This is a genomic window from Thioalkalivibrio sp. ALE10, from assembly GCF_000381385.1.
Classification (GTDB): Bacteria; Pseudomonadota; Gammaproteobacteria; order Ectothiorhodospirales; family Ectothiorhodospiraceae; genus Thioalkalivibrio.
The window spans coordinates 30,009-54,917 of the sequence record NZ_KB906450.1; the positions used below are offsets into that span (position 1 = coordinate 30,009).

The window sequence follows — 24,909 nt, forward strand, 5'->3', positions numbered from 1 at the left end:
ACCGCGTTCGGACTCAGACGTCCAGCACCAGGCGCGCCGGGTCCTCGATGGCCTCCTTGATGGCCACCAGGAACTGCACGGCGTCGGCCCCGTCGACCAGGCGGTGGTCGTAGGACAGCGCGACGTACATCATCGGCCGGATCACCACCTCGCCGTCCACCGCCACCGGGCGTTCCTTGATCGCGTGCATGCCGAGGATGGCGCTCTGCGGCGGATTGACGATGGGCGTGGAGAACAGCGAACCGAACACCCCGCCGTTGGTGATGGTGAAGGTGCCGCCGCGCAGCTCGTCGATATCCAGCTTGCCGCTGCCGGCACGCTCGGCGAAGTCGCGGATGCGGCGTTCGATGTCGGCAATGGAGGCGTTGCCGGTATCGCGCAGCACCGGAACCACCAGTCCGCGCGGGGACGACACCGCGATGCCGATGTCGGTGTAGTGGTGGTAGACGATCTCCTCCCCGTCCAGCGCGGCGTTGATCACCGGGAAACGCTGCAGGGCTCGGGTGGCCGCAGCCACGAACAGCCCCATGAAGCCGAGCTTGATGCCGTGGGTCTGCTCGAAGGCATCCTTGTAGCGCCCGCGCAGGGCCATGGCCTGCGACATGTCGATCTCGTTGAAGGTGGTCAGCATCGCAGTGGACTGCTTCGCCTCCAGCAGGCGTTCGGCGATGCGCGCCCGCAGGCGGCTCATAGGTACCCGCTCGGTGCCGCGCTCGCCGGCCGCACGCGGCGCCTCGCCCTCCGGCTCCGCTCCGGCCGGCTCGCGCGTGGCAACGCGTCCGGAGCCACTGGCCGCCGGACGCCGGGATTCACCCCCGCCGTCACCCCGGGCCTCGGCCCCGGAGCCGCCCGCCGCCTGGCGTGCGCGCTCGACATCCTCGCGCTGGATACGGCCATCGGGCCCGGTGCCGCGCACCTGATCCTCGCGCAGGCCGGCCTCCTGCAGCAGGCGGCGTACCGCCGGGCTCGGCGGGGGCGGCGAGCTGGCATCCGCGGCCGGTTCGGACTCGGGGCCTTCGTCCGCTTCGTCGGCCTCGGCCGAGGCGGGGTCGGGTTCGGGCTCGACGTGCTCCCCGGCCGCCGGGGCCTCCTCGGCGGCCTGTGCCGGGGCCGGGCCCAGATGGCCGAGCACGTCATCGGCGTGCACGGTGTCGCCTTCGGCCACGGCCAGGTCGACCAGGGTTCCGTCGGCGGGGGCGTTGACCTCCAGCACGACCTTGTCGGTCTCCAGCTCGGCGATCAGTTCGTCGCGGCGTACGGCATCGCCCGGCTTCCGGTGCAGGGCGATCACCGTGGCGTCGGCCACGGATTCGGGGAGTTGCGGAACCTGGATCGGGGTCTGCTCGGCGGACATCGGGCTTCCTTGTTCGGCGGTTTTGCGGGTCGGACTCAGGGTGTCGGGTGCGGCAGGTCACGGCTGCCCAGCGGGCCGAAGGCGCGCTCCAGCAGCTCCTCGTGCTGCGACCGGTGGACCTCGGGATAGCCCACCGCCGGAGCCGCCGCCGGCGGGCGCGCAACCGCGTGCAGGGCATGACCGCGCTCGGCCAGCAGCGGGGCCAGGCGCGGATACACGAAGCCGAGATAGCCCTGGTTTTCCGGCTCGTCCTGAATCCAGACGAATTCCTCGGCCTGCGGATAACGCTCCAGTACCTCGCGCATGCGGTCGCAGGGGAACGGGTAGCACTGCTCCAGGCGCACCACGGCGACATCCTCGCGTTCGTCGGTCTGGCGGGTGGAGACCAGATCGTAGTGGATGCGACCGCTGGTCAGCAGTACCCGACGGACCTGCTGCGGATCGGTCACCTCCGGGTCGTCCAGCACGGTCTCGAACCGTCCTTCGGCGAGGTCCTCCAGCGAGGAAACGGCCTGACGGTGCCGCAGCAGGCTCTTGGGGGTCATGACCACCAGCGGCTTGCGGTAGGGGCGCACCATCTGCCGGCGCAGCAGATGGAAGATCTGCGCCGGCGTGGTCGGCACGCATACCTGCATGTTCTCCTGCGCCGCCAGCTGCAGGAAGCGCTCGGGGCGCGCGGAGGAATGCTCCGGTCCCTGGCCCTCGTAGCCGTGCGGAAGGAACAGGGTCAGGCCACACAGCCGCCCCCATTTCTGCTCACCGGAGGAGATGAACTGGTCGATCACCACCTGGGCGCCGTTGACGAAGTCTCCGAACTGCGCCTCCCAGATCACCAGCGCCTCGGGGGCCGCGGTGGCGTAACCGTATTCGAACGCGAGCACGGCCTCCTCGGACAGCAGCGAATCGATGACCAGGAAGCGCGGATGGTCCGGGTCCAGGCGGCGCAGCGGGACGTAGGTGTCGCCGGTGTTGCGTTCGTGCAGCACGCTGTGACGATGGAAGAAGGTCCCGCGCCCGGAGTCCTGTCCGGACAGGCGCACGCGATAGCCGTCCTGGATCAGGCTGCCGTAGGCCAGGGTCTCCGCAGCACCCCAGTCCAGCGACTGTTCACCGCGCGCCATCTGGCGCCTCGCCTCGAGGATCTTGTGCACCCGCGGGTGGGGCTCGAAGCCCTCCGGCGGGGTCGACAGGTGTTCCAGCGCGGTCGCCAGACGCTCGCGGTCGACGCCGGTATCGACCGGCTGATCCCAGGGCTGATGCAGGTACGGACCCCAGTTGGTGCCGCCGGCGCGGGTCTCGCGGGTGCGATCGCGCAGCAGCGAGTCGGCCACCGCCTCGCCGGCATCCAGCCGGTCGCGGTAGGCGTCGAGGATCTGCTCCTGCTGCTGCGCGTCGGTCAGGCCTTCCTCGATCAGCTGACGGGCATAGCGCTCGCGGGTAGTCGGCAGGTCGCGGATGCGGTGGTACATGCGCGGCTGGGTCGCGGCGGGTTCGTCGGCCTCGTTGTGCCCCTGACGGCGATAGCAGACCAGGTCGATGACCACGTCCTTGCCGAACCGCATGCGGTAATCCAGTGCGATCTGGGTCACGAACACCACCGCCTCGGGGTCGTCGCCGTTCACGTGGAGGATGGGCGCGTTCACCATCTTGGCGACATCGGTCGCGTAATGCGTCGAACGCGCATCCTTCAGCGTGCTGGTGGTGAACCCGATCTGATTGTTCACGACCACGTGCACGGTGCCCTTGGTGGAGAACCCGCGGGTCTGCGACATGTTGAGGGTTTCCATCACCACGCCCTGGCCGGCGAAGGCCGCATCGCCGTGGATCACCACCGGCATCACCCGGTTGCCCTGCCGGTCGCCCAGGCGCACCTGGCGCGCGCGCACCGAACCCTCGACCACCGGGGTCACGATCTCCAGATGCGACGGGTTGAAGGCCAGCGCCAGATGCACCGGACCGCCGGGGGTCTCCACATCGGAGGAGAACCCCATGTGGTACTTGACGTCACCGGTGCCCCGATCGTCGCGCGGACGCCCTTCGAACTCGTCGGCGAGCTCGCCCGGCGATTTGCCCAGCAGGTTCACCAGCACGTTGAGACGGCCACGATGCGCCATGCCCAGCACGAGCTCGGTCAGGCCGCGTGCGCCACCGCGCTGGACCAGGGCATTGAGCAGCGGAATCAGGCTCTCCGCGCCCTCCAGCGAGAAACGCTTCTGGCCCACGTAGCGCTTGTGCAGGTAGCGCTCCAGGCCCTCGGCGGCGGTGAGGCGCTCGAGGATCGCCAGGCGGGTATCGTCGCCGAAACCGAAGCGCCCGTGCGCCGACTCCAGGCGCTCCTGCAGCCAGCGTTTCTCGTCGGTGGCCGTGATGTGCATGTATTCCGCGCCGATGCTGGCGCAGTAGGTCTCGCGCAGGACCTGTTCGATGGTGTCCAGCGGTGCCGGACCGTCAAGGAACAGCGAGCCGGGGTCGAAGGTCATGTCCGGGCTCACGCCTTCCAGCCCGTGGTATTCGCGGCTCAGCTCGCGCGGCGCCACCGGGGCCTCGCGCTCCAGCGGGTCCAGACGCGCGCCGAAATGCCCGAGGTAACGATAGGCGTTGATGAACTGCAGCACGCGGATCTGCAGGCGCTCGTGCTCCAGGTCGGGGCGATCGGTATGCCGGCGGCGCTCCTCGCCCCGCGCCGGCGCACGCGCCTGCGGTGCCGCATCCTCCAGGGCCCGGAAATAGTCGGCCCAGGCCGCCGGGACCGAAGACGGATCCTCGCGGAAACGCTCCAGCAGCGTCTCGGCAAACGCCAGATTGTCCGGGTGGGGGTCCTGTCCGGAAACCGGTTGATCCAGCCGATGGCGGGATGACATGTCGTTCATGGTGGTCCTGTGACGTCGGGAGTGCGCGCGAAGTTCTGCAGACCTCGACTGTACCGCGTTTGCTACCATGCGCGCATGGACGTTTCTCCCCTTCTTGAAGGCCTCAATCCGGCGCAGCGCGAGGCCGTGGCCGCGCCGTCGCAACCCGTTCTGGTGCTGGCCGGTGCCGGCTCCGGCAAGACCCGCGTGCTGGTCCACCGCATCGCGTGGCTGATCGGCGTGGAGAACATCGCCCCGCACGGACTGCTGGCGGTGACCTTCACGAACAAGGCCGCCAGCGAGATGCGCGGGCGCATCGAGGAACTGCTGGACTATCCGGCCAGCGGGCTGTGGGTGGGGACCTTCCACGGTCTGGCCCACCGCCTGCTGCGTCAGCACTGGCAGGAGGCCGGACTGCCGCAGAGCTTCCAGATCCTGGATTCCGACGACCAGCTGCGCATGGTCAAGCGCGTGCTGCGCGGGCTGGAGCTGGAGGAGTCCCACTGGCCGCCGAAGCAGGCGCAGGGCTACATCAACGCGCGCAAGGACGAGGGCTCGCGCCCGGAACACCTGCCGGACACCGGCGACCCGATCGCGCGGCAGTGGGTGCGTATCTACACCGCGTACCAGCAGGCCTGCGAGCGCGCCGGGGTGGTGGACTTCGCCGAGCTGCTGCTGCGCTCGCTGGAACTGCTGCGCGACAACCCCGGGCTGCTGGAGCATTACCGCACGCGCTTTCGCCACGTGCTGGTGGACGAGTTCCAGGACACCAACGACATCCAGTACGCCTGGCTGCGGCTGATCGCCGGCGGCAGCCCGGTGTTCGCGGTGGGCGACGACGACCAGTCGATCTACGGCTGGCGCGGGGCGAAGATCGAGAACATCCAGCACTTCCAGAAAGACTACCCCGGCACCCGGGTCGTGCGGCTGGAACAGAACTACCGCTCCACCGCCAGCATCCTCAACGCCGCCAACGCGCTGATCCGCCACAACAGCGGCCGTCTGGGCAAGGAGCTGTGGACCGAGGACCTCGAGGGCGCGCCGGTGCGGCTGTACACCGCGCTGAACGAGCAGGAGGAGGCGCGCTTCATCGCCGAGACCATCGCCCGGCACATCGAGGACGGCGGCCAGCACCGCGAATGTGCGGTCCTGTACCGCTCCAACGCGCAGTCGCGCGTGCTGGAAGAGACCTTCATCGCACGGCGCCTGCCGTACCGGGTGTACGGCGGGCTGCGCTTCTTCGAGCGCCAGGAGATCCGCGACGCGCTGGCCTACCTGCGCCTGGCCGGCAACAGCGACGATGACCCGGCCTTCCTGCGCGCGGTCAACCAGCCGCCGCGCGGGATCGGCGAAAAGACCCTCGACGACCTGCGCGCGGTGGCCGCGGAACAGGACATCTCGTTGCTGCGCGCGGCGCAGCGGGCGGTGCAGGCGAACGCGCTGTCCGGACGCGCGCGCAACGCGGTGGCGGGATTCCTGCAGCTGATCGAACAGATCCGCGACGCCCTGTCCGGGCGCCCGCTGGGGGAACAGGTGGAACAGGCCATCGCCCTGTCCGGGCTGCGCGAGCACTACGCGAAGGAGAAGGGCGAACGCGGCGAGGCACGCCTGGAGAACCTCGACGAGCTGGTGGGTGCGGCAAGGGCCTTCGACATGGAGGAGATCCGCGAGGAGGAAACCACCGGTGACCGCCTGACCGACTTCCTGTCACACGCCGCGCTGGAGTCGGGCGAGGGGTCGGCGGACCCCGACGAGGACGCGATCCAGATGATGACCCTGCACTCGGCCAAGGGCCTGGAGTTCCCGCTGGTGTTCCTGACCGGGCTGGAGGACGGGCTGTTCCCCAACGCCCGCTCGGTGGACGAACCCGGGCGCCTGGAGGAAGAGCGCCGTCTGGCCTACGTGGGCATGACCCGGGCGGAGCGCCAGCTGTACCTGACCCACGCCGAGACCCGCCGGCTGTACGGCCGCGAGGCCTCCAACCCGGCCTCGCGCTTTCTCAACGAGATCCCGGAAGACATGCTCGAGGTGCTGCGCCCGCAGTCCTCGCCCTACGCCTCCGGGCGCTTCGCCGCCGCGCGCCGGCGCACGGCCGGCATGGACGCGCAGGCGGAATCGGCCCGCGAGGAGGGCCTGGCGATCGGCACCCGGGTGCACCACGCGCGCTTCGGCGAGGGGCTGGTCACGGCCTTCGAGGGCTCGGGATCCTCGGCCCGGGTACAGGTCAACTTCGCCGACGCCGGCGCCAAGTGGCTGGTGGTCGGCTTCGCCAAGCTGGACGTGCTGGCCTGACCCGGCTCAGACGCCGTATTCGGCGCGGTAGGCGCGCAGGGCGTCCAGGTGTTCCGGCGCGCGGCCGGTCTGCTCCAGCAGGGTGACCAGGTCGGTCAGCCGCGCCACGCGCACCACCTGCATGCCCAGGTCAATCTCCACTTCCTGGATGGCCGAGCGCTCGCCCGCACCGCGCTCCTCGCGGTCCAGGGCGATGGCCACGCCCACCGGCGCGGCGCCGGCGGCGCGGATGATGTCCACCGATTCGCGGATGGCGGTACCGGCGGTGATCACGTCGTCCACGATCAGCACGCGGCCCTCCAGCGGGGCGCCCACGATGTTGCCGCCTTCGCCGTGGTCCTTGGCCTCCTTGCGGTTGAAGGCCCAGGGGCGATCCATGTCGTGGTCGCGGTAAAGCGCTTCGGCCACGGCCGCCGCCAGCGGGATGCCCTTGTAGGCCGGGCCGAAGATCAGATCGAAGTCGATCCCGGAATCCACGATCGCCTGCGCATAGAACTCGCCCAGGCGGGCCAGGTCGGAACCGCGGTTGAACAGCCCGGCGTTGAAGAAATAGGGGCTGGTGCGGCCCGATTTCAGCGTGAACTCGCCGAACCGCAGGACGTCGCGCTGCAGGGCGTATTCGAGGAAGGCGTGGGCGGTCATGACGGCTCCATGGTCGTTTGCGAGGGGAAACGGCCCCTATTCTGACACAGCGTCCGGGCGGGTCTTTTCGCCGGCCGCGCGCGCGGGTATCGTTGCGCGCCATGCGCATAATGTCCATGAACGCCAACGGCATCCGTGCCGCCGCCCGCAAGGGCTTCTTCGACTGGCTGCCCGCCACCGAAGCCGACGTGGTCTGCATCCAGGAGACCAAGGCCCAGATCCACCAGATCCAGGGCGAGCCCTTCCATCCGCCCGGTTATCACAGCGCCTACGTGGACGCGGTGAAACCCGGCTACAGCGGTGTAGCCATGTACAGCCGGATGCAGCCGGACGAGGTCATCACCCGGCTGGGCTTCGAGGAGGCGGACAACGAGGGGCGCTACGTGGAGATGCGCTTCGGCAACCTGTCGGTGGTGTCGCTGTACCTGCCGTCGGGCTCATCGGGCGACCACCGTCAGGATTCGAAATGGCGCTTCCTCGATTTCTTCCGCCCGTGGCTGGCGGAGCGCATGCAGGACGGACGCGAATGGGTGATCTGCGGCGACTGGAACATCGCACACAAGGAGATCGACCTGACCAACTACCGCTCCAACCGCAAGAACTCCGGCTTTCTGCCCGAGGAACGGGCGTGGCTGGACCACCTGTTCGACGAGATCGGCATGGTGGATGTGTTCCGCCGGCTGGACGACCGCCCCGGGCAGTACACCTGGTGGTCCAACCGCGGTCAGGCCTGGGCGAAGAACGTGGGCTGGCGCATCGACTACCAGATCGCCACTCCGGGCATCGCCGCCACCGCGCGCGACCCGTTCATCTATACCGAGCAGCGCTTCTCCGATCACGCGCCGTTCTGGATCGACTATGACTACGCGCCCTGACAGCCGCACCGGGCTCGCCGCCCGGCACATGCCCCGTCGATGAGCGCCGCCGACGACGCGCAGGCCGCACCGCGCCGTGACTGGCGCGCGGCGCTGGCGGTGTACCGCCATCCGCGTGTCATCGGCATGCTGTTCCTCGGCTTTGCCGCCGGGCTGCCGCTGCTGCTCACCGGCGGCACGTTCACCGCCTGGCTGCGCGACCTCGGGGTGGAGCTGTCGTCGATCGGCTTCCTCAGCTGGGTGGGCATGGCCTACAGCATCAAGGTGCTGTGGGCGCCGATCGTGGACCGCCTTGCGCTGCCGGTGCTGACCCGGCTGTTCGGCCGGCGCCGGGCGTGGATGCTGCTGGCGCAGAGCCTGATCATCATCTCGCTCACCGGCATCGCGCTCACCGACCCCACCGAGCAGCTGTGGCTGGTCGCGGTGTGGGCGGTGATCACGGCGTTCGCGGCGGCAACCCAGGACATCGCCATCGATGCCTACCGCATCGAGGCGGTGAGCAAGGAACGCCAGGGGGCGATGGCCGCGGCCTACGTGACCGGCTACCGCGTGGCCCTGCTGACCGCCGGGGCCGGGGCACTGCACATCGCCGCGGTGGGGACCTGGGGCCTGGCCTACGGCACCATGGCCGCGCTCATGCTGGTGGGCGTGATCTGCACCCTGATCGTGCGCGAGCCCGAGGTGGCCGAGCGCGACCGCAGGACCGCGCAGATCGAGCAGCGCGTGCTCGACTACATCAACAACACCTCGGACACCGGCTACTGGCGCGCCTTCAAGGCCTGGTTCATCGGCGCCTTCGTCTGCCCGTTCGTGGAGTTCTGGAAGCGCTTCGGCAAGATCGCCCTGCTGCTCATCGCGTTCATCGCGATCTTCCGCATCAGCGACATCTTCATGGGCGTGATGGCCAACCCGTTCTACCTGGACATCGGCTTCACCAAGGATCAGATCGCCAATATCGCCGCGGCCTTCGGCCTGGCGATGACCCTGGGCGGGGCCGCCGTGGGCGGGCTGCTGGTCGCACGCTTCGGCATCATGCGCATGCTGATCGCCACCGCGCTGCTGGCGCCGATCACCAACCTGACCTTCTCCTGGCTGGCCCTGCTGGGTCCGGAGCTCTACGGGCTGGTATTCGCCATCATGGCCGACAACATTACCGGGGGCATGGCGATCTCGGTGTTCATCGCCTACCTCTCCAGCCTCACCAACAGCGCCTACACCGCCACCCAGTACGCGCTGTTCAGTTCGCTGATGACGCTGCCGGGGCAGTTCCTCGCGGGCTTCACCGGGGTGATGGCGGAGTTCATGGGCTGGTTCTGGTTCTTCGTCAGTTCGGCTGCGATCGGCATCCCCGCGGTCCTGCTGGCACTGTGGATCGCGCGCGTCGCCAACCCCGACCGCTTACCCCAGCCCGGGCGCGAAGAGGCCCCCGCCGAACGGACCGACTGACCGTGGGAGCCTGCTTGCAGGCTCCCGCTGTCCTGTGCGCATCCTCCCATCCATGGAAGCGTGCTGGCACCCGTTGCGGACAGCGGCCTTGCCCCCGCGCACCAAACCCGGTTGTATACGGGGGAGCGGGGAACACAACCGGGGACGGCGAAGGAATGCGCTTCTTTGAATACCAGGACCGGGCACGCCGGCGGCTGACGCTGCTGCTGGGCCTGTTCGTGCTGGTGGTGCTACTGATGGTGGCGCTGCTCAATATCCTGCTGCTGTACACCCTGGTCGAACCCTGGCACGAGCTCCGTCGGCTCATGCCCACCGCCGAGATGCTCGCGGAGCACCGTGGCTTTCTGCTGTGGACCACCGGCCTGGCGATCGCGGTCATCGCCGGGGCCAGCCTGTGGCGCCTGTACCAGCTGCGGCGTGCCGGCGGCGGGCGCGGCATCGCCCGCGAGATGGGCGGCGATCCGGTGGACGCCGAGCCCGAGTACCCGAAGAACCGGCGGCTGCGCAACATCGTCGAGGAGATGGCGATCGCCTCCGGGCTGCCGGTGCCGGCGATCTTCGTGCTGGAACGCGAGCTGGGCATCAACGCCTTCGCCGCCGGCTTCACACCGCATGACGCGGCCATCGCGGTGACGCGCGGGGCGATCGAGAGCCTCAACCGCCAGGAACTGAAGGCGGTGGTCGCCCACGAGTTCGGCCATATCCGTGCCGGCGACATGCGCCTGAACACGCAGCTGGTCGGCATCCTGTTCGGCATCGAGATGATCGCGCTGCTGGGCCTGGGCATGCTGCCCGGACGGCGCGCGCGCAGCGACCCGGGAGAGATGCGGGGGCCGGTGTGGTTCAACTTCGCGCTGGTGGCCGCCGGTGGGATCGGCCTGCTCGGCGGGCGCCTGATCCGCGCAGCCATCGCGCGCGAACAGGAGTACCGCGCGGATGCCCACGCGGTGCAGTTCACCCGCAATGGGGACGGCATGGCCGGCGCCCTGCGCAAGGTAGCCGCGCGCTACGCCGGGCTCAACGCCAGTCCGGCAATGGTCGGACACATGCTGTTCGCCAACGGCGCCATTGACCAGCTGCTCGATACCCATCCGCCGCTGGAGAAACGCCTGGAGCGGCTGGGCCAGCCACTGGACGAGGAAGGCCTGGAACGCCTGGGCCGCGAGGCCACCGACCGGGTGCGCCGTGCGGTGACCGAACGCGAACGCCGGCGCCGCGAGCAGGAGGCTGCCGCCGAGCAGCAGCGGGAAGAGGAGGAGAACGGGCCGCTGGGCGAGGCCTTCGGGGCCGTGCCCGGCTCGCTGGCCGCCGCCCTGCTGGCCGCACTGCCGGGCGAACTGGCCCGCTCCGCCCGCAATCCGCACTGGGTCGCGGATCTGGTGCTCTACCTGATCCTGCATCCGGATCCGGAGATCCGCGAACAGCAGCTCCACATGATCCTGGAGACCCGCGGCCCGGACAGCGAAGAACGCGTGCGCCAGCTCCGTGCGATGGTCCCCGAACCCGCGGCCGAACACCGCCTTCCGCTGACCGAGATGGCTTTCCCTGCGCTGGCTCGGCTGAGCCGCGACGAACAACGGACCCTGGCCGGACTCGTGGAACGCCTGATCCATGCCGATGGCCGTCTGTCGGCCACCGAATACGCCCTCGGCCGCATGTTGATCGAACACCTCGACCGGCGTCACGGGCACGGGGGCAAAACGACGCACGAGCGCAAGGATCCCGCCGGGAAGAACGCCCGGCACCGCGAAAACGCGGCGCGCTACCTGCTGGCGACCCTCGCGCTGCATGGCCACCCGGATGACCCCGAGGCGGCGGAGGCCGCACTGATCGCCGGCCTGGGCCGCTTCACCGGCAGCCTGCCGTTCAGCGCCCCCATTCCCGAGGAACTGCGTCAGGCCAGCCAGTCCGCAGCCTGGGCGCGCATCCTCGACCGCGCGCTGGAGCGCCTCGCCCGCATGCCGCGCAATGACCGCGAGCGGCTGCTGCAGGCCATGGACGATACCGTTCAGCAGCGCGGCGCCCCCACCGCGGAACAGCGCGAACTCGTGCGGATGATGGCCGCCTCGCTGCACCTCAACGTACCGCTGCCGGATGCCGGGGAACTGTTCGACGCCGGTCACTGACAAGTTTCGCGGCCCACAGCGCCGAGGACACCCATCCCAACGAAAGAAGGCCCGCATCTCGCGATGCGGGCCTTCCCGTTACAGCCGCTCGCTGAAACTCGCGCGGTGCGCGATCAGAAGCTGTAGTGCATGCCGGCCATAAACACATCACCAGTATCGCCGATGAAGTCCTCGTCTTCATCCATGTCCATGTCCCGCGCACGCATCTGGCCGATCGCTCCGGAAGCGATGTCGTCGCTTTCGCTCTCGCGATAGTACTCGGCGAAGAAGGTCAGGGCATCGTTGACGTGGTAGTCATAGCCCAGGTGCACGACATCGCCACCCCAGGTATCCATGGTCGCCAGCATGCCCTTGAAGGTGTGCTGATCCCAGTCGTAGGACGCAAAGACGTTGAAGGAATTGTCACCATCCACGTCATCGTCTGCGCTGTCCACGGTTTCGGCCTTAGCACCGATGTAGAGATCTCCCATAGTGTGCATCACGGAGAAGCCCCAGTTACGGTGGCGGTCATCCGTATTCGCGTCCTGCAGACCCACGGAGAAGGTGGTATCACCCAGCGAATAGGTGCCGGTCAGCTGATAGGGGTTGTCGTCGTCGGCCCCGTCGGTCACGTAGGCACCGCCGAAGGAGAACCCGTTGAAGTCGGGCGAGTAGTAGAAAAGAGTATCGCTCTCACGGAACGCCGCGTAGGTGATGAAGCCCGACTGGAACGAGTTGAACATGTCCACCGGGAACGCAATGGCGTTGTAGTATGGCAGCCAGTCGCGCCCATAGGCGAAGGTGCCCGCCACGTCGGATTCAATACCGATCTTGCCGATGCGGACATCCTCGTCCTGACCATTGAACGGATCCTGGACCCGCCCGTTCGCCAGATCCAGCGGCAGCTCCAGCTGGGCAAAGGCGCTCAGTCCTTCGTTGAATTCCATGGAGCCCATGAAACCCACCCGCGTATAGGCATCGCGGAAGCCATCATAGCTGCTGTTGTTGTCCGGATCGGCGGCTTCGTACTGGAGCCGCAGGGAGCCGTAGAAATCCCAGTCGATCGGACCGGCGCCTTCTTCCTGCGCCATGGCCATGCCGGGGGCGGCCAGGGTCGCGGCCACGGCCGCGGCAAGCATCTTCCTGTTCATCATCTTCCTGTCCTCGCGCTCAATTGAATTTTTTCGGGATGTCCGGAACCGGCTCCGCCGTCCGGTCGGTGTGCGGCTTTTGCAACAGCTGCGCGCGGAACATCGCGGACGATCCATTCCACTGCACACCAGTACGGGTATATAAACGAAGTCTAATTCGTTGTAAAGGGCCGACACGCATGTATCCGGTGTGTCTGTTGTACGCCACAGGCGGAAAGACTGCCTGCGGGTCCCGAAGTTCCGCCGAACGCACGGCGGCATGGTGCGGTCGCACGGGGTGAAGGCCACCGGGCCGTGTTTTCGTGACACGGTTTGCGCCGGAGGTATTTTTGCGCAAAAATAATATTCGTTGACCATCACTGCCGAGAACCGCATGTCATCCGCCAGCGCCGCCACGCAAACGTCCGCAGCCCCGTCCGGGGGCGAGGACCCCGCACGCTCGGTCATCCGCCAGCTGCGGGTGATCATCCGGGCGCTGCAGGGGCATTCGCGCGCGGTGGAGCGGGCCTGCGGGATCAGCGCCTCGCAGCTGTGGGCGCTGTGGGAGCTCCAGCGCACGCCGGGCCTTAACGTGAGCGACCTGTCGCGGCGGCTGTCGGTGCATGCCTCCACCACCTCCAACCTGCTGGACAAGCTCGAGCAGCAGGGCCTGGTCGAACGTCGCCGCCCGGAGCGCGACCAGCGCATCGTTCGCCTGTATGTGACCGAGACCGGACAGGAACTGCTGGAACGCGCCCCGGCCGCCCCCCAAGGCGAACTGAACCGGGCGCTGGAATCCATGCCGCCGGACGAACTGGCCGATCTGGACCAGAACCTGGCTCAGCTGGTGGAAACCATGCAGTCCACCGAGCAGCGCGCCGGGCTCAAGCCGTTCGAGGGCGGAGCCTGAGCGGCATGCTCCGCCTCGCCGCCAGCTTCGGCCACCTCCCGGTGCTGGCGCTGGCGCTCGTCCTGCTGGCCGGCCCGGCCCTGGCCGAACCCCGCTTCGACGATCCCCCCGAGCACTCCGCCGACGGCGGGTTCACCCTGCACTGGGAAGCCCCCGGGGCGGTGGTGCTGGAACGCGCCAGCGGCCCGGATTTCGACGATGCCCGCGTGATCTACGAAGGCGGCGACACCAGCCGCGTGATCAGCGGCCTGCCCGACGGTGAATACCGTTTCCGGCTGCGCGCGGCCGACGCCGGGGAGGACGCCTGGAGCGACCGCATCACGGTCGAGGTCGAGCATCACGGCCTGGCGCGCGCCTTTGGTTTCTTCGCCGTCGGCGGCGTGGTGTTCCTGGTGCTGATCGTCGTGCTGCTGCGGGGCCGCCCGCGCGGCTGACCCCCATGCCCCGGGCCGTTGGCCCGGCCAACCGGAGACCTTCATGCCCGATTTCGCCATCAACATGCAGCGCCTGCAGCAGGACATCAACGACCTCGCGCAGATCGGTCGCGATGCCGACCGCGGCCTGCACCGCCGCGCATTCTCCGACGGCGACCGCGCCGGGCGCGAGTGGTTCCGCCACCGCCTGGAGGCGGCCGGTCTGGATGTCTGGCAGGACGGGGCCGCCAATCTGCACGGTCGCCTGCAGTACGACGGCCGGCGGCCGGTGGTGGCGATGGGCTCGCATCTCGACACGGTGCCCGGCGGCGGTCCGCTGGACGGCGCGCTGGGCGTGCTGATCGGGCTCGAGGTGCTGCGCACCACGCAGGAGCAGGGGATCGAGCTGCAGTACCCGCTGGAGGTGATCGACTTCACCGACGAGGAGGGCCGCTTCGGCGGGATGTTCGGCTCCCAGGCGATGGCCGGCAAACTGACCCCGGAGAGCATCAGCCATGCGCGCGACCTGGAGGGCGTGACGCTGGTGGACGCGATGGCGGCCTGGGGCCTGAACGCCGACGACGCGCTGGCCGCGCGGCGCGACCCGAACACCCTGCACGCCTTTATCGAGACCCACATCGAACAGGGGCCGGTGCTGGACCGGCGCGGCCTGAGCGTGGGGGTGGTGGAGGCCATCACCGGGCTGTTCAAGTGGGAGGTGCGCCTGAAGGGCCAGCCCAACCACGCGGGCACCACGCCCATGGACATGCGCGCGGATGCCTTCCAGGGACTGGCCGAGTTCGGCGGCGAGATCGATCGCCTGCTGGAGGAACACGGCAGCCCCAACTCGCGCGCGACCATCGGCCGCGTGGAGCTGTCGCCGGGGGCGCCGAACACCGTGCCCGGAACGGCGACCTTTTCGTTCGAGGTGCGCGACACCGACGAGAAGGTGCTGACCGCACTGGCGCACGCGGCGCGGCGCACGCTTTCCAGCCTGGCCCGGCGGCGCGACCTGATGTTCGAGTTCGACGTGCTCTCGGAGATCGACCCGGTGCGCTGCGACACCGGGATCGTGCAGACCATCGAGGGCCAGGCCGAACGCATGGGACTGGAGTACATCACCATGCCCAGCGGCGCGGCGCACGACACCCAGAGCATGAGTGCGATCACCCGCACCGGGATGATCTTCGTGCCCAGCCTGCAGGGGCGTTCCCATTCGGCCGCGGAATGGACAAACTGGGAGGACATCGAGACCGGCGCCAACCTGGCCCTGCACAGTGCGCTGGCACTGGCGGCCCCGCAGTAGCGCCGCCCCAACCGACCAAGGAGCCCGCGGCATGGCCGACGACAACGTTTCCCGCCTGACCGACTACGACTCCCTGGATCCGCTGCGCGAGCAGTACCAGGAGAGCCTGATCAGCAAGCCGGTACTGCGGCGCGAGCTGCGCGAGCACCATGTCGCCCTGCTGTGCATCGACCTGCAGTACCTGGACGCCGCGCGCGGCCACGGGGTGTTCGCGGATTCGGCCGAATCCGGCATCCCGCTGGAGGCCCAGGAATACTACTTCCACCGCCTGGAGGAGACCGTCCTGCCCAACGTGCGCCGGCTGCAGGATGCCTTCCGCGCCGAGGAGATGGAGGTCATCCACACCCGCATCCGTTCGCTGACCCGCGACGGACGCGACCGCAGCCCGGGCCACAAGCGTCTCGGGCTGCACGCGGCCCCCGGCAGCAAGGATGCCGAATTCGTCGACCAGGTCGCGCCGCAGGGCGACGAGATCGTCCTCGACAAGACCGCGAGCGGCGTGTTCAACTCGACCAATCTGCACTACATCCTGCGGAACCTGGAGATCTCCTCCCTGTTCATCGTTGGCGTGTACAGCAACGAATGCGTCTCCACCGCGGTGCGCGACGCCTGTGACCTGGGCTTCTACGTGACGCTCATCGAGGACTGCTGTGCGACGGTGACCCCCGAGATGCAACGCGCCACCATCACCACCATCAAGGACCGCTACGCCCGCGTGATGACCACGGACGAGGCGATCCGCGAGATCACGAGGGTGCAGGAGGCGTCGTGACCGCCCTCGAGGAGCCCATCCTCCCGACTTCCGTCGCCTGGGGGCTGCTGGCGGCCTTCAGCGTCCTGTGGGTCGCGCTGGGCGCGTGGCTGGGCCGGCGCAACTACACGGCGGCCGATCACATGCTGGCCGGGCGCAACGTGGGGCTGGCGCTGGCCAGCGCCACCGCGATGGCCACCTGGGTCACCGCCAACACCACCATGACCGCCCCGCAGCTCGCACTGGAGCTGGGCGTGTGGGGCATGCTGGGCTACTCGCTGGGCGCGCTGGGGCTGATCCTGTTCGCCCCGCTGGCCCGGCGCATCCGCGAACTGATGCCGCACGGCTTTACCTCCGGGGACTTCATCCGGCTGCGCTACGGGACCTTCACCTGGCGGGTGTTCCTCGGGGTCTCCCTGATCTACGCCTTCGGCTGGCTGATCTCCATGGCGATGGCCGGCGGGGTGCTGATCAACGCCCTGGCCGGGATCGACTACCGCGTGGGCATGACCGTGATCCTGACGGTGTGCGTGATCTACACCCTGCTGGGCGGGCTGCGCGCGGTGATCGGCACCGACTTCATCCAGACCGTGATCATCATCGGCGGCGCCGCCTTCCTCGCCTGGATGACCATCGACCGGGTGGGTTTCGAGGCGATCCATTTCGACCTGATGGAAGAACGCCCGGAACTGCTGAGCCTGCTGTTCCCGGCGGCGATCATGTTCCTGTTCAACAACCTGCTGTTCGGCGTGGGCGAGATCTTCCATTCCAACGTGTGGTGGTCGCGCGCCTTCGCCTTCGGCCGCAACGTGGGCTTCCGTGCCTACCTGCTGGGCGGGCTGCTGTGGCTGCCGATCCCGATTGTGGCCGGCTTCGTGGCGCTGGCCACCCCGGCGCTGGGCATCAACGTGCCGGCGGCGGACATGGTCGGCCCGCTGGTGGCCGCCGAGGTGCTCGGCCTGACCGGGGCGATCGTGGTGTTCATCGTGGTGTTCGCCGCGCTGGCCTCCAGCCTCGACTCGCTGCTGGCCGCCACCTCGGACCTGGTCACCCGCGACATCTACCGCGGGCATATCCATCCGCAGGCCTCGCAGCAGGCGCAGCTGCGGGCGACGAAGGTGATCGTGGTGCTGCTGGGGCTGCTGACCTGGCTGGCCGCCAGCTATCGCGGGGAGGTGCCGGTGGTCGGTTCGCTCGCGGCGCTGCTGTATTTCACCGGCGCCTTCGTGGCCAGCGCGATCTGGCCCATCGTGGCCGGGCTGTACTGGCGCCGCGCCAACCCGCAGGCGGCTGCCTGGGCGATGCTGCTGGGCTCCGGGCTGGGTCTGGCCAGCTACTTCATGATCGGCTGGTACGTGGCCGCCCTGGTAGGCGCGGCGGTCTCGCTGGTGGTAATGGTCGCCGGCACCTGGCTGTTCCCGCGGCCGTTCGACTGGGACCGGCTGGCGCGCGATGACCACGACGCGCCCGCCGGCCGCGACACCCCGGAGGTGGCGACATGACGATCCCGGTAACCGCACTGGCGACCATCGTGATCATCGCGACCACGGTCGCGACCCTGACCCCGATCCTGCTGATCGCCCTGTTCATCCGTGACTGGAAGAGAGGATGCCTCTGGTGAATCCCGATGACCCGCTGAACACCCTCAAGCCGCGGGACGGTGCCGCCGGCACCGATCGCCCGCGCGCCCTGCTGGAGGCGGTGGAGGAAAACCCCGACCCGCTGCTCAAGCTGGCCGCTTCGCACGTGGTCTCCAGCCGGCAGTTCACGCGCGAGGAGCTGCTGCAGCTGTTCCGTCTGGCCGCGCAGTACGAGACCACGCCGGCGCTGGTCCATCTGCCGCTGGCCGGCAAGATCCTGATCAGCGCGTTCTACGAGCCGTCCACCCGCACGCGGCTGTCGTTCGAGAGCGCCTGGCACCGGCTCGGAGGATCGGTGATGTCGATCACCGACCCGAAGAGCACCGGCATCGCCAAGGGCGAATCGCTGGCCGACATCGCGGAGATGTTCAACAACTACGGCGACGTGCTGGTGCTGCGCTCCTCGGACGGCGAGGCCGTGCACAACATGCTCGAGAACCTGCGCATCCCGCTGGTCAACGCCGGCAACGGGATCGACGAGCACCCGACCCAGGCGCTGGCGGACGTGTACACCCTGGCCAAGTGGCGCCCGGAAGTGTTCCTGCCCGACTGCCCGCCGGAAAAGCACATCAAGGTGGGGATCGTGGGCGTACCCTCGCGCATGCGCACGGTACGCAGCCTGCTGAGCATGCTGAGCCTGTTCCCCGAGGCGATCGACGAGATCGTGGTGATCTCGCGCGAGGATGAGAACTTCGACCCCGAGCAGCGCGAGCTGCTCGAGGGCGCGGGCCTGAAGCTGCGCGTGGTGAACGACCTGGACCCGGTGCTCCCGGAACTGGACGTCGTCTACATCAACGCCATCGCCTGGGTCGGCGACACCTTCGAGTCCATGGGCGAAGGCCTGAACCTGAACCGCGAGTCGCCGCTGAAGGAAGGTGCCATCATCATGCATCCGCTGGCGCGCGGCGCGGAGCTGTCGACCGATCTCGACGACACCCCGCACAACTGGTACTTCGCCCAGGCGCGCGGGGCGGTGTTCGTGCGCATGGCCCTGCTGACCACGGTGGTGCGCCGGATCAGCGCGGTGATGGACACCCCGGAGGGCTGACCCCCCGGTTATATGATTGCCTGACTGACCGCGAGCGGCGCGGCGACCCGGCCCCGCTCGTCCCCGATGGATAACTCAAGGAGACAACCCCATGTGCGGCATTGGCGGCATCTTTCACGCCGACCCGGAACGTCCGGTCGATGCACAGACCCTGGTCAACATGGCCGCGATCCAGTACCACCGCGGCCCCGACGGCTTTGGCTACAAGACCCAGGATGATCGCGGTGTGGGCTTCAGCCACGCGCGGCTGTCGATCATCGACCTCGACGAGCACCGCGGGCGCCAGCCGTTCACCATGAGCAACGGCGAGATCATGACCGCGGTCAACGGCGAGCTGTACGACTACAAGCGCATCCGTACCGATCTGACCTCGCGCGGGGTGAAGTTCCGCACCAAGAGCGACTCCGAGATGGTGATGCACCTGTACCAGCGCGAGGGGCTGGAGGATGCGCTGAAATACTTCCGCGGGGAGTTCGCGATCTCGCTGTATGACCGCAAGCACGACCGCCTGGTGCTGGCACGCGACCGCTTCGGCATCAAGCCGCTGTACTTCACCGAGACCGCCAACGGCAGCTTCGTGTTCGGCTCCGAGCTGAAGGTGCTGTTCGCCAACCCCGACGTGCAGCGCCGCTTCTCCGACGACGGCCTGTACCACCAGCTGATGCAGACCATGGTGCCGGGCACCACCGCCTTCGAGGGCATCCACCAGGTCAAGCCCGGCCACGTGGTCATCGTCGAGCGCGCCCACGGCAAGCTGAAGATCCGTCAGGAGAAGTACTGGGACATGGACTTCCCGCTGGCCTCCGAGCGCCCGCCGGAGAGCGAGACCGACGAGGAGTACTGGATCGAGGGGGTGCGCGACAAGCTGATGGAGGCCACCCAGCTGCGCCTGGAGGCCGACGTGCCGGTCGCCTGCTACCTCTCCGGGGGGATCGACTCCTGCATCACCCTGGGCCTGGCCTCGGCCAGCCAGCAGGCGCCGGTGAAGGCCTTCACCATCGGCTTCGACAACGACGACTACGACGAGACCGCCATCGCCCGCGAGATGGCCGAGAGCGTGGGCGCCGACCAGGACATCATGTCGCTGGATGCCGACCACCTGTACGACAACTTCGAGGAGGCGCTCTGGCACGCCGAGCGCACCATCTACAACACCCTGGCGGTGGCCAAGCTGCTGATGAGCCGGCACGTGAACCACGCCGGGTACAAGGTGGTGGTGACCGGCGAGGGCTCGGACGAGCTGTTCGGCGGCTACCCGGCGTTTCGCCGCGACATGTTCCTGCACGGGCTGGACACCCTGCCGGAGGCCGACCGTGCCGCCTGGCAGCAGATGCTCAACGAATCCAACGAGCTGGTCTCCGGGGCGATGCTGGCCGAGGACGAGGTCTCCGACCCCGACTTCAACCGCATGATGGGCTTCACCCCGTCCTGCCTGCAGCCCTGGCTGGCGGCGGCCGAGCACGTGCCCGGCCTGCTGCATCCGAAGCGGCGCAAGCGCATGAAGGACTACAAGCCGGGCAAGGCCATCGCCGACGCCCTGGACGACGACATGCTGGAAGGCCGCCATCCGCTGGACAAGGCCCAGTATGTGTGGATCAAGACCATGCTGGAGGGCCAGATCCTGACCTGGGGCGGCGACCGCATGGACATGGCCAACTCCATGGAGGCGCGCCCGCCGTTCCTCGACCACCACCTGGCCGAGTTCGCCGCGCAGCTGCCGCCGACCATGCGCATCAAGGGCCGCAACGAGAAATACGTGCTGCGCGAGTCGATGAAGGGCCTGCTGCCCAAGGTGCTGTACGAGCGCGAGAAATTCCCGTTCATGGCACCGCCGGCCCACACCGACCCGACCAAATGGGCGGCGATGAAGGCGCTGGCGGATCGCTACCTGTCGGAGGACAAGGTCGCCGAGGCCGGGCTGCTGGACCCCGAAGGCGTGCGCCAGGTGTTCGAGATCCACGAGTCGGAGGAGACCCCGGCGGCGACCCAGGTGCAGCTGGACGCGGTGATCAACCACATGATCGGCATGCAGGTGCTGCACGAGCAGTTCGTGGCCACCGACATCCCGGCGCTGGCGGCGCAGAAGGCCCGCGAATTCGGCTGGAGCGCCTGAACCCACCAGGGGCCGGGAAGGCCCCGAAGGAACACCGTGGCCGAAGACACCGGGGATACCTATGCCCTGCGCCTGCAGGCGATCGCGGACACCACTCAGGAGGTGTTCGTCCTGCTCGACAGCGACGGGCGGATCGAGTACGTCAACGCCGCGCTGAAGCGTGTACTGGGTTATGAGCCCCGGGCCCTGCTGGGGCGGCCGCTGCACGAAACGCTCGCACCGGCGGAACACATGGACGCGATCCGCGCGGGTTACGAAGGGTTCCGCCGCACCGGCACCGGCCCCGTGGTGGGACGGGTGCACGAACTGGAGGCGGTGCACGCGGACGGCCATCGGGTACCCGTGGAGCTGTCGGTCTCGGCCCTGTGGCTGGACGGGGAGTGGCATGCGGTCGGCGTCATGCGCGACATTTCGGCGCGGCGGCGCGTGGAACAGGCCCTGCGTACCGAGCGCGAACGCAACGATGCCCGCGCGCGTCTGGAAGCCACCGTCTTCAATGCCACCAGCGACGGCGTCCTCATCACCGACGGGGACGAGCACATCGAGGCCGTCAACCGGGCGTTCACCCAGATCACCGGATATCCGGAGGATGAAGTCCTCGGCCGGACCCCGAGCTTCCTGAAATCCGGCCGGCAGGATGCAGCCTTCTACCGCGAAATGCGGGAGGAGCTGGAAACGGTCGGCGAGTGGAACGGGGAACTCGTCAACCGCCGCCGCGACGGCAGCGTCTACCCCCAGTGGACCCGCATCAACGTCGTTCGGGACCCGCAGGGCCGGGTCCGCCACTATGTCGCGGTCTTCTCCGACCTCACCGATCTGCGCGCCTCGCAGGAACGCATCGAACGCCTGGTCCACCGCGACCCGGTCACTGACCTGCCCAACCGCCTGCTGTTTCGCACCCGCCTGGAACAGGTGCTGGCGGCTCAGGGCCGACGAGGCGACGGAGCGGCCGTACTGCACATCGGGCTGGATGGCTTCAAGCACGTCAACGAGAGCCTCGGTCACCGGTTCGGCGACCGGCTGCTGCGGGCCATGGGCGAACGTCTGTACTCCCTGATCCGCCCCACGGAGACCCTGGCGCGACTGGGCGGGGACGAATTCGCGATCATGGTAGATGGAGAGGAACGCGCGATGCTGCTGGCCGAGGCCCTGCTGCGCCAGGTCGCGCAGACCCTTGAGCTGGACGGCGAAACCCTGTTCCTGACCACCAGCGTGGGCATCGCCTGCAGCCCGCGGGATGGCCACGATGTCGAATCGCTGATGCGCAATGCCGCCGCGGCCGTGCACGAGGCCAAGGCGGCCGGCGGCAACGCCTGGCGGGGCTATTCCCGCGAACAGACCACTCTCGCAACCGACCGCGTGCGGCTGACCGGGCGGCTGCGCGAGGCGCTCGACGCCGATGAGCTGGTCCTCCACTACCAGCCACAGGTCAGCCTTGCTGACGGCCGGATCATCGGAGTGGAAGCGCTGGTCCGCTGGCAGCATCCGGAATCCGGCCTGATCCCGCCGGATCGCTTCATTCCGGTGGCCGAACAGGGCGGGCTGATCGCCGCGCTTGGCGAACAGGTCCTGCAGAAGGCCTGTCGTCAGGCACGGGAGTGGCGGGACAATGGCGTGGACTTCGGCCACGTGGCGGTCAACATCTCCCCCGCACAGATCCGCCGCAGCACCGTCGCCGCCCAGGTGTCCGGGGCACTGGAAAAAAGCGGCCTGCCCCCGCACTGCCTGCAGGCGGAGATCACCGAGAGCATCGCCATGGACCGACGCGGCGAGGCCCCGGCGTTCCTCCAGGCCATGCAGGAGCTGGGGGTGCGCCTGGCGATGGACGATTTCGGCACCGGTTATTCCTCTCTCGGCTACCTGCGCGACCTGCCGTTCGACACCCTCAAGGTGGATCGCGTGTTCGTGAAATCGCTGCCCGATTCGGCATCGGACGCCGCGATCGCCGAGGCGATCTGCACCCTGGGGTGCCGCCTGGGCCTGGAGGTCCTGGCCGAGGGCGTGGAAACCCCGGCGCAGGCCGACACCCTGCGCGGCTTCGGCTGCACCTCGGCCCAGGGCTTCCTGTTCTCCCGGCCGGTCCCGGCCGAACAGCTGCCCGCCACCCTCCGCCAGCTGTCGGGCCCCGCGCCACAGGAGTCGCGGGGCACCCACGACGACTAGAAGTCGTAGCGGCACCCCCCGACCAGCAGGTGCTGCGCGCCGCTCTCGTCACGCGAGCCCCCCGTGCACGCAGACCCGTCAGTATCTCCCGAAACGGCGCATCCACTGGCGCAGGCGACCGGGGCCGAAGCCGTGGACCCGCTTGAACGCCTTGCGAAACGCAGGCTCGGAGGCATACCCCACCTGCTCCATGACCCCGGCGACGGATTCCCGACCATCCCGCAGCAGGCGTTCGGCGAGCACCATCCGCCACTGGGTCAGGTACTCGATGGGGGACTGGCCCACCAGCACGTGAAAGCGCTCGGCAAAACTGCTGCGTGACATCGCGGCCTCGCCGGCCAGACCCTCCAGCGTCCAGGCCGCCTCGGGGCGGGCGTGCAGCGCATCCAGCGCACGCCGGATCCGCTCGTCGGCCAGGGCCGCCATCAGGGACCCGGCCGGGGGCTCCCCGGCCCGACAGACGTGGTGCCGAACCGCCATCACGAACAGGGTGTCTGCGAGTCGGTCCAGCACGGGGCGATAGCCGGGCGGGCGCTCCATCAGTTCGATGAACATCAGCCGCGCCAGGTGCCCGAGGCGTTCCCCCGCCTCGGCGTGGCGGATAATGATGCAGCCCGGCAACCCGGACAGCACCGGGTTGCGACGCCCGGAATCGAATTCGAAATGGCCGCACAACAGCTGCGTGACCGCGGCATGCTCCGGGTCCTCGCCGGTCACCAGGTTCAGGTGGCTGGCGGGGTCCTCCCAGGAATCGCGGCTGGAGAGCAGGTGCCAGTCATCGTGGGGCAGCAACAGCAGATCCCCGGCCTCCAGACGCCGCACCGGTGCATCCAACATGTGCAGGTAACACCCGCCTTCGCCCACCAGATGAAAGCTTGCGTTCCCCGTCCCCGAGGTGCCCAGCTGCCACTCGCCGCACAGGCGGGGGTTGGTGTCGATCCGCGCCCGCAGGTTATAGGCGGCCAGCACGGTGGAAAGCACGTCGTCGACGGGCATCGGGTCCATGGCGGGTTGCTCCGGAGTCGCGGCACACGGATCCAGCCTAACCCGCCGGTCGCACAGAAACCGTCAGGGGAACCACGGATACCGGTTCCGGACGATCGAGCATAAACCCCGGCTCCGTGGATCTCCCGGTTTCCACTGCAGCGATCCAGACTGCAGGCAACGGATCAACGCAGGGAGAGAACCACATGGAAACGATACGGACCCTGGCCATCGGTGCCCAGCGGGCACTGGACACCACCCGCGGGGCCGATTTCCTGGCCCCGTTGCTTCTGCGGCTCTATCTGGCGCCCGTCTTCTGGATGGCCGGGACCAACAAGCTGGACGGCCTGCTGCCCTCGGAACAGGTGGTGATGTGGTTCGGCAACCCGGACTGGGGGCTGGGGATGCCGTTCCCGTACCTGATGGTCCTGCTGTCCGCCTACGCCGAGATCCTCGGGGCGATCGCCCTGCTGCTGGGCCTGGCCACCCGCTGGGCCACCATCCCGCTGATGATCACGATGGTGGTGGCGGCCGTCACCGCCCATCTGGAGCACGGCTGGCAGCGCATCTCCGACCCGATGATGTGCCTGTTCAACTGCGACGGGATCGCCGAGGCACAGCAGCGCCTGGACCGCGCGAAGTCGATCCTGCAGGAACACGGCAACTACGACTGGCTCACCGAGGCCGGCAACTTCGCGATCGTCAACAACGGCATCGAGATGGCCGCGACGTATTTCGTAATGCTGCTGGCGCTGTTTTTCATCGGAGCCGGCCGCTATCTGAGTCTTGATCACTACATCCGCCGGCGGTTCATGCACCGCGGATGAGAGCGAAAGCCGCCGCAAGCGGCTATAACCATCGAGGGTCCCTGACCCGCCATCGAGAGGA

The 24,909-nt window shown here is 68.5% G+C and carries 19 protein-coding genes; 14 read left to right on the forward strand and 5 right to left on the reverse strand.

Annotation, left to right across the window (positions count from 1 at the left end; translation table 11 throughout):
* Positions 1 to 13: 13 nt before the first annotated feature.
* Both odhB and F788_RS0100165 read right to left on the reverse strand, forming a co-directional pair.
* Complete coding sequence (gene odhB / locus F788_RS0100160) at positions 14 to 1,354, reverse strand: 2-oxoglutarate dehydrogenase complex dihydrolipoyllysine-residue succinyltransferase (protein WP_019588871.1); 1,341 nt, start codon at positions 1,352 to 1,354, stop codon at positions 14 to 16.
* 35 nt (positions 1,355 to 1,389) lie between these two features.
* Complete coding sequence (locus F788_RS0100165) at positions 1,390 to 4,224, reverse strand: 2-oxoglutarate dehydrogenase E1 component (RefSeq protein WP_019588872.1); 2,835 nt, start codon at positions 4,222 to 4,224, stop codon at positions 1,390 to 1,392.
* 75 nt (positions 4,225 to 4,299) lie between these two features.
* Here F788_RS0100165 and uvrD point away from each other — a divergent pair, with 75 nt between their 5' ends.
* Positions 4,300 to 6,495 carry a DNA helicase II gene (uvrD, locus tag F788_RS0100170; protein WP_019588873.1) on the forward strand — a complete coding sequence of 732 codons (2,196 nt, stop codon included), beginning with the start codon at positions 4,300 to 4,302 and terminating at the stop codon, positions 6,493 to 6,495.
* A 6-nt stretch (positions 6,496 to 6,501) separates the two neighbouring features.
* Here uvrD and pyrE read toward each other — a convergent pair whose 3' ends face one another.
* Positions 6,502 to 7,137, reverse strand: a complete 636-nt coding sequence (gene pyrE, locus F788_RS0100175; RefSeq protein WP_019588874.1) for an orotate phosphoribosyltransferase — start codon at positions 7,135 to 7,137, stop codon at positions 6,502 to 6,504.
* 101 nt (positions 7,138 to 7,238) lie between these two features.
* Here pyrE and F788_RS0100180 point away from each other — a divergent pair, with 101 nt between their 5' ends.
* The 3 genes from F788_RS0100180 (at position 7,239) to F788_RS0100190 (ending at position 11,584) form a co-directional block, all read left to right on the forward strand.
* Positions 7,239 to 8,012 (forward strand): exodeoxyribonuclease III, encoded by a 774-nt coding sequence (locus F788_RS0100180; protein WP_255349428.1) that lies wholly within the window; start codon positions 7,239 to 7,241, stop codon positions 8,010 to 8,012.
* 39 nt (positions 8,013 to 8,051) lie between these two features.
* Positions 8,052 to 9,458 (forward strand): AmpG family muropeptide MFS transporter, encoded by a 1,407-nt coding sequence (locus F788_RS0100185; protein ID WP_019588876.1) that lies wholly within the window; start codon positions 8,052 to 8,054, stop codon positions 9,456 to 9,458.
* Between the two features lie 155 nt (positions 9,459 to 9,613).
* On the forward strand, positions 9,614 to 11,584 hold the full coding sequence (locus F788_RS0100190) for a M48 family metalloprotease (protein ID WP_019588877.1): 1,971 nt from the start codon (positions 9,614 to 9,616) through the stop codon (positions 11,582 to 11,584).
* Between the two features lie 113 nt (positions 11,585 to 11,697).
* On the opposite strand, the gene F788_RS0100195 is transcribed toward F788_RS0100190, so the two are convergent.
* A complete protein-coding gene (locus tag F788_RS0100195) occupies positions 11,698 to 12,717 on the reverse strand; it encodes a porin (protein WP_019588878.1) in 1,020 nt (339 codons plus the stop codon).
* Between the two features lie 370 nt (positions 12,718 to 13,087).
* On the opposite strand from F788_RS0100195, the gene F788_RS0100205 reads away from it, so the two are divergent.
* The 9 genes from F788_RS0100205 (at position 13,088) to F788_RS0100245 (ending at position 23,037) form a co-directional block, all read left to right on the forward strand.
* A complete protein-coding gene (locus F788_RS0100205; RefSeq protein WP_019588879.1) occupies positions 13,088 to 13,603 on the forward strand; it encodes a MarR family winged helix-turn-helix transcriptional regulator in 516 nt (171 codons plus the stop codon).
* Positions 13,604 to 13,608: 5 nt separating this feature from the next.
* A complete protein-coding gene (locus F788_RS0100210; RefSeq protein ID WP_019588880.1) occupies positions 13,609 to 14,037 on the forward strand; it encodes a fibronectin type III domain-containing protein in 429 nt (142 codons plus the stop codon).
* A gap of 43 nt (positions 14,038 to 14,080) precedes the next feature.
* Complete coding sequence (locus F788_RS0100215) at positions 14,081 to 15,322, forward strand: Zn-dependent hydrolase (RefSeq protein WP_019588881.1); 1,242 nt, start codon at positions 14,081 to 14,083, stop codon at positions 15,320 to 15,322.
* A 31-nt stretch (positions 15,323 to 15,353) separates the two neighbouring features.
* The gene (locus F788_RS0100220) at positions 15,354 to 16,094 is read left to right on the forward strand and encodes a cysteine hydrolase family protein (protein ID WP_019588882.1); all 741 of its coding nucleotides are present in this window, start codon (positions 15,354 to 15,356) and stop codon (positions 16,092 to 16,094) included.
* Complete coding sequence (locus F788_RS0100225; RefSeq protein ID WP_019588883.1) at positions 16,091 to 17,575, forward strand: sodium:solute symporter family protein; 1,485 nt, start codon at positions 16,091 to 16,093, stop codon at positions 17,573 to 17,575. The genes F788_RS0100220 and F788_RS0100225 overlap by 4 nt, the downstream gene beginning before the upstream one ends.
* Positions 17,572 to 17,694 (forward strand): hypothetical protein, encoded by a 123-nt coding sequence (locus F788_RS14230; RefSeq protein WP_018868948.1) that lies wholly within the window; start codon positions 17,572 to 17,574, stop codon positions 17,692 to 17,694. The genes F788_RS0100225 and F788_RS14230 overlap by 4 nt, the downstream gene beginning before the upstream one ends.
* Positions 17,682 to 18,761 (forward strand): aspartate carbamoyltransferase, encoded by a 1,080-nt coding sequence (locus F788_RS0100235; RefSeq protein WP_019588884.1) that lies wholly within the window; start codon positions 17,682 to 17,684, stop codon positions 18,759 to 18,761. Before F788_RS14230 ends, F788_RS0100235 begins: the two co-directional genes overlap by 13 nt.
* A gap of 91 nt (positions 18,762 to 18,852) precedes the next feature.
* On the forward strand, positions 18,853 to 20,874 hold the full coding sequence (asnB, locus tag F788_RS0100240) for an asparagine synthase (glutamine-hydrolyzing) (RefSeq protein ID WP_019588885.1): 2,022 nt from the start codon (positions 18,853 to 18,855) through the stop codon (positions 20,872 to 20,874).
* Positions 20,875 to 20,910: 36 nt separating this feature from the next.
* Entirely contained in the window at positions 20,911 to 23,037 is a 2,127-nt protein-coding gene (locus tag F788_RS0100245) for a bifunctional diguanylate cyclase/phosphodiesterase (protein ID WP_019588886.1), read from the forward strand.
* Between the two features lie 78 nt (positions 23,038 to 23,115).
* Here F788_RS0100245 and F788_RS0100250 read toward each other — a convergent pair whose 3' ends face one another.
* Positions 23,116 to 24,042, reverse strand: coding sequence for an AraC family transcriptional regulator (locus F788_RS0100250; protein WP_019588887.1), 927 nt, complete (start codon positions 24,040 to 24,042; stop codon positions 23,116 to 23,118).
* 185 nt (positions 24,043 to 24,227) lie between these two features.
* Between F788_RS0100250 and F788_RS0100255 the strand changes: the two genes are divergently transcribed.
* Positions 24,228 to 24,848 carry a DoxX family protein gene (locus tag F788_RS0100255; RefSeq protein ID WP_019569301.1) on the forward strand — a complete coding sequence of 207 codons (621 nt, stop codon included), beginning with the start codon at positions 24,228 to 24,230 and terminating at the stop codon, positions 24,846 to 24,848.
* Positions 24,849 to 24,909: the final 61 nt, after the last annotated feature.

Excerpts from the sequence above, each read along its gene's own strand:
- odhB (WP_019588871.1), bottom strand. The coding sequence starts at position 1,354 with ATGTCCGCCGAGCAGACCCCGATCCAGGTTCCGCAACTCCCCGAATCC.
- F788_RS0100165 (WP_019588872.1), bottom strand. The coding sequence starts at position 4,224 with ATGAACGACATGTCATCCCGCCATCGGCTGGATCAACCGGTTTCCGGA.
- uvrD (WP_019588873.1), top strand. The coding sequence starts at position 4,300 with ATGGACGTTTCTCCCCTTCTTGAAGGCCTCAATCCGGCGCAGCGCGAG.
- pyrE (WP_019588874.1), bottom strand. The coding sequence starts at position 7,137 with ATGACCGCCCACGCCTTCCTCGAATACGCCCTGCAGCGCGACGTCCTG.
- F788_RS0100180 (WP_255349428.1), top strand. The coding sequence starts at position 7,239 with ATGCGCATAATGTCCATGAACGCCAACGGCATCCGTGCCGCCGCCCGC.
- F788_RS0100185 (WP_019588876.1), top strand. The coding sequence starts at position 8,052 with ATGAGCGCCGCCGACGACGCGCAGGCCGCACCGCGCCGTGACTGGCGC.
- F788_RS0100190 (WP_019588877.1), top strand. The coding sequence starts at position 9,614 with ATGCGCTTCTTTGAATACCAGGACCGGGCACGCCGGCGGCTGACGCTG.
- F788_RS0100195 (WP_019588878.1), bottom strand. The coding sequence starts at position 12,717 with ATGATGAACAGGAAGATGCTTGCCGCGGCCGTGGCCGCGACCCTGGCC.
- F788_RS0100205 (WP_019588879.1), top strand. The coding sequence starts at position 13,088 with ATGTCATCCGCCAGCGCCGCCACGCAAACGTCCGCAGCCCCGTCCGGG.
- F788_RS0100210 (WP_019588880.1), top strand. The coding sequence starts at position 13,609 with ATGCTCCGCCTCGCCGCCAGCTTCGGCCACCTCCCGGTGCTGGCGCTG.
- F788_RS0100215 (WP_019588881.1), top strand. The coding sequence starts at position 14,081 with ATGCCCGATTTCGCCATCAACATGCAGCGCCTGCAGCAGGACATCAAC.
- F788_RS0100220 (WP_019588882.1), top strand. The coding sequence starts at position 15,354 with ATGGCCGACGACAACGTTTCCCGCCTGACCGACTACGACTCCCTGGAT.
- F788_RS14230 (WP_018868948.1), top strand. The coding sequence starts at position 17,572 with ATGACGATCCCGGTAACCGCACTGGCGACCATCGTGATCATCGCGACC.
- F788_RS0100235 (WP_019588884.1), top strand. The coding sequence starts at position 17,682 with ATGCCTCTGGTGAATCCCGATGACCCGCTGAACACCCTCAAGCCGCGG.
- asnB (WP_019588885.1), top strand. The coding sequence starts at position 18,853 with ATGTGCGGCATTGGCGGCATCTTTCACGCCGACCCGGAACGTCCGGTC.
- F788_RS0100250 (WP_019588887.1), bottom strand. The coding sequence starts at position 24,042 with ATGGACCCGATGCCCGTCGACGACGTGCTTTCCACCGTGCTGGCCGCC.
- F788_RS0100255 (WP_019569301.1), top strand. The coding sequence starts at position 24,228 with ATGGAAACGATACGGACCCTGGCCATCGGTGCCCAGCGGGCACTGGAC.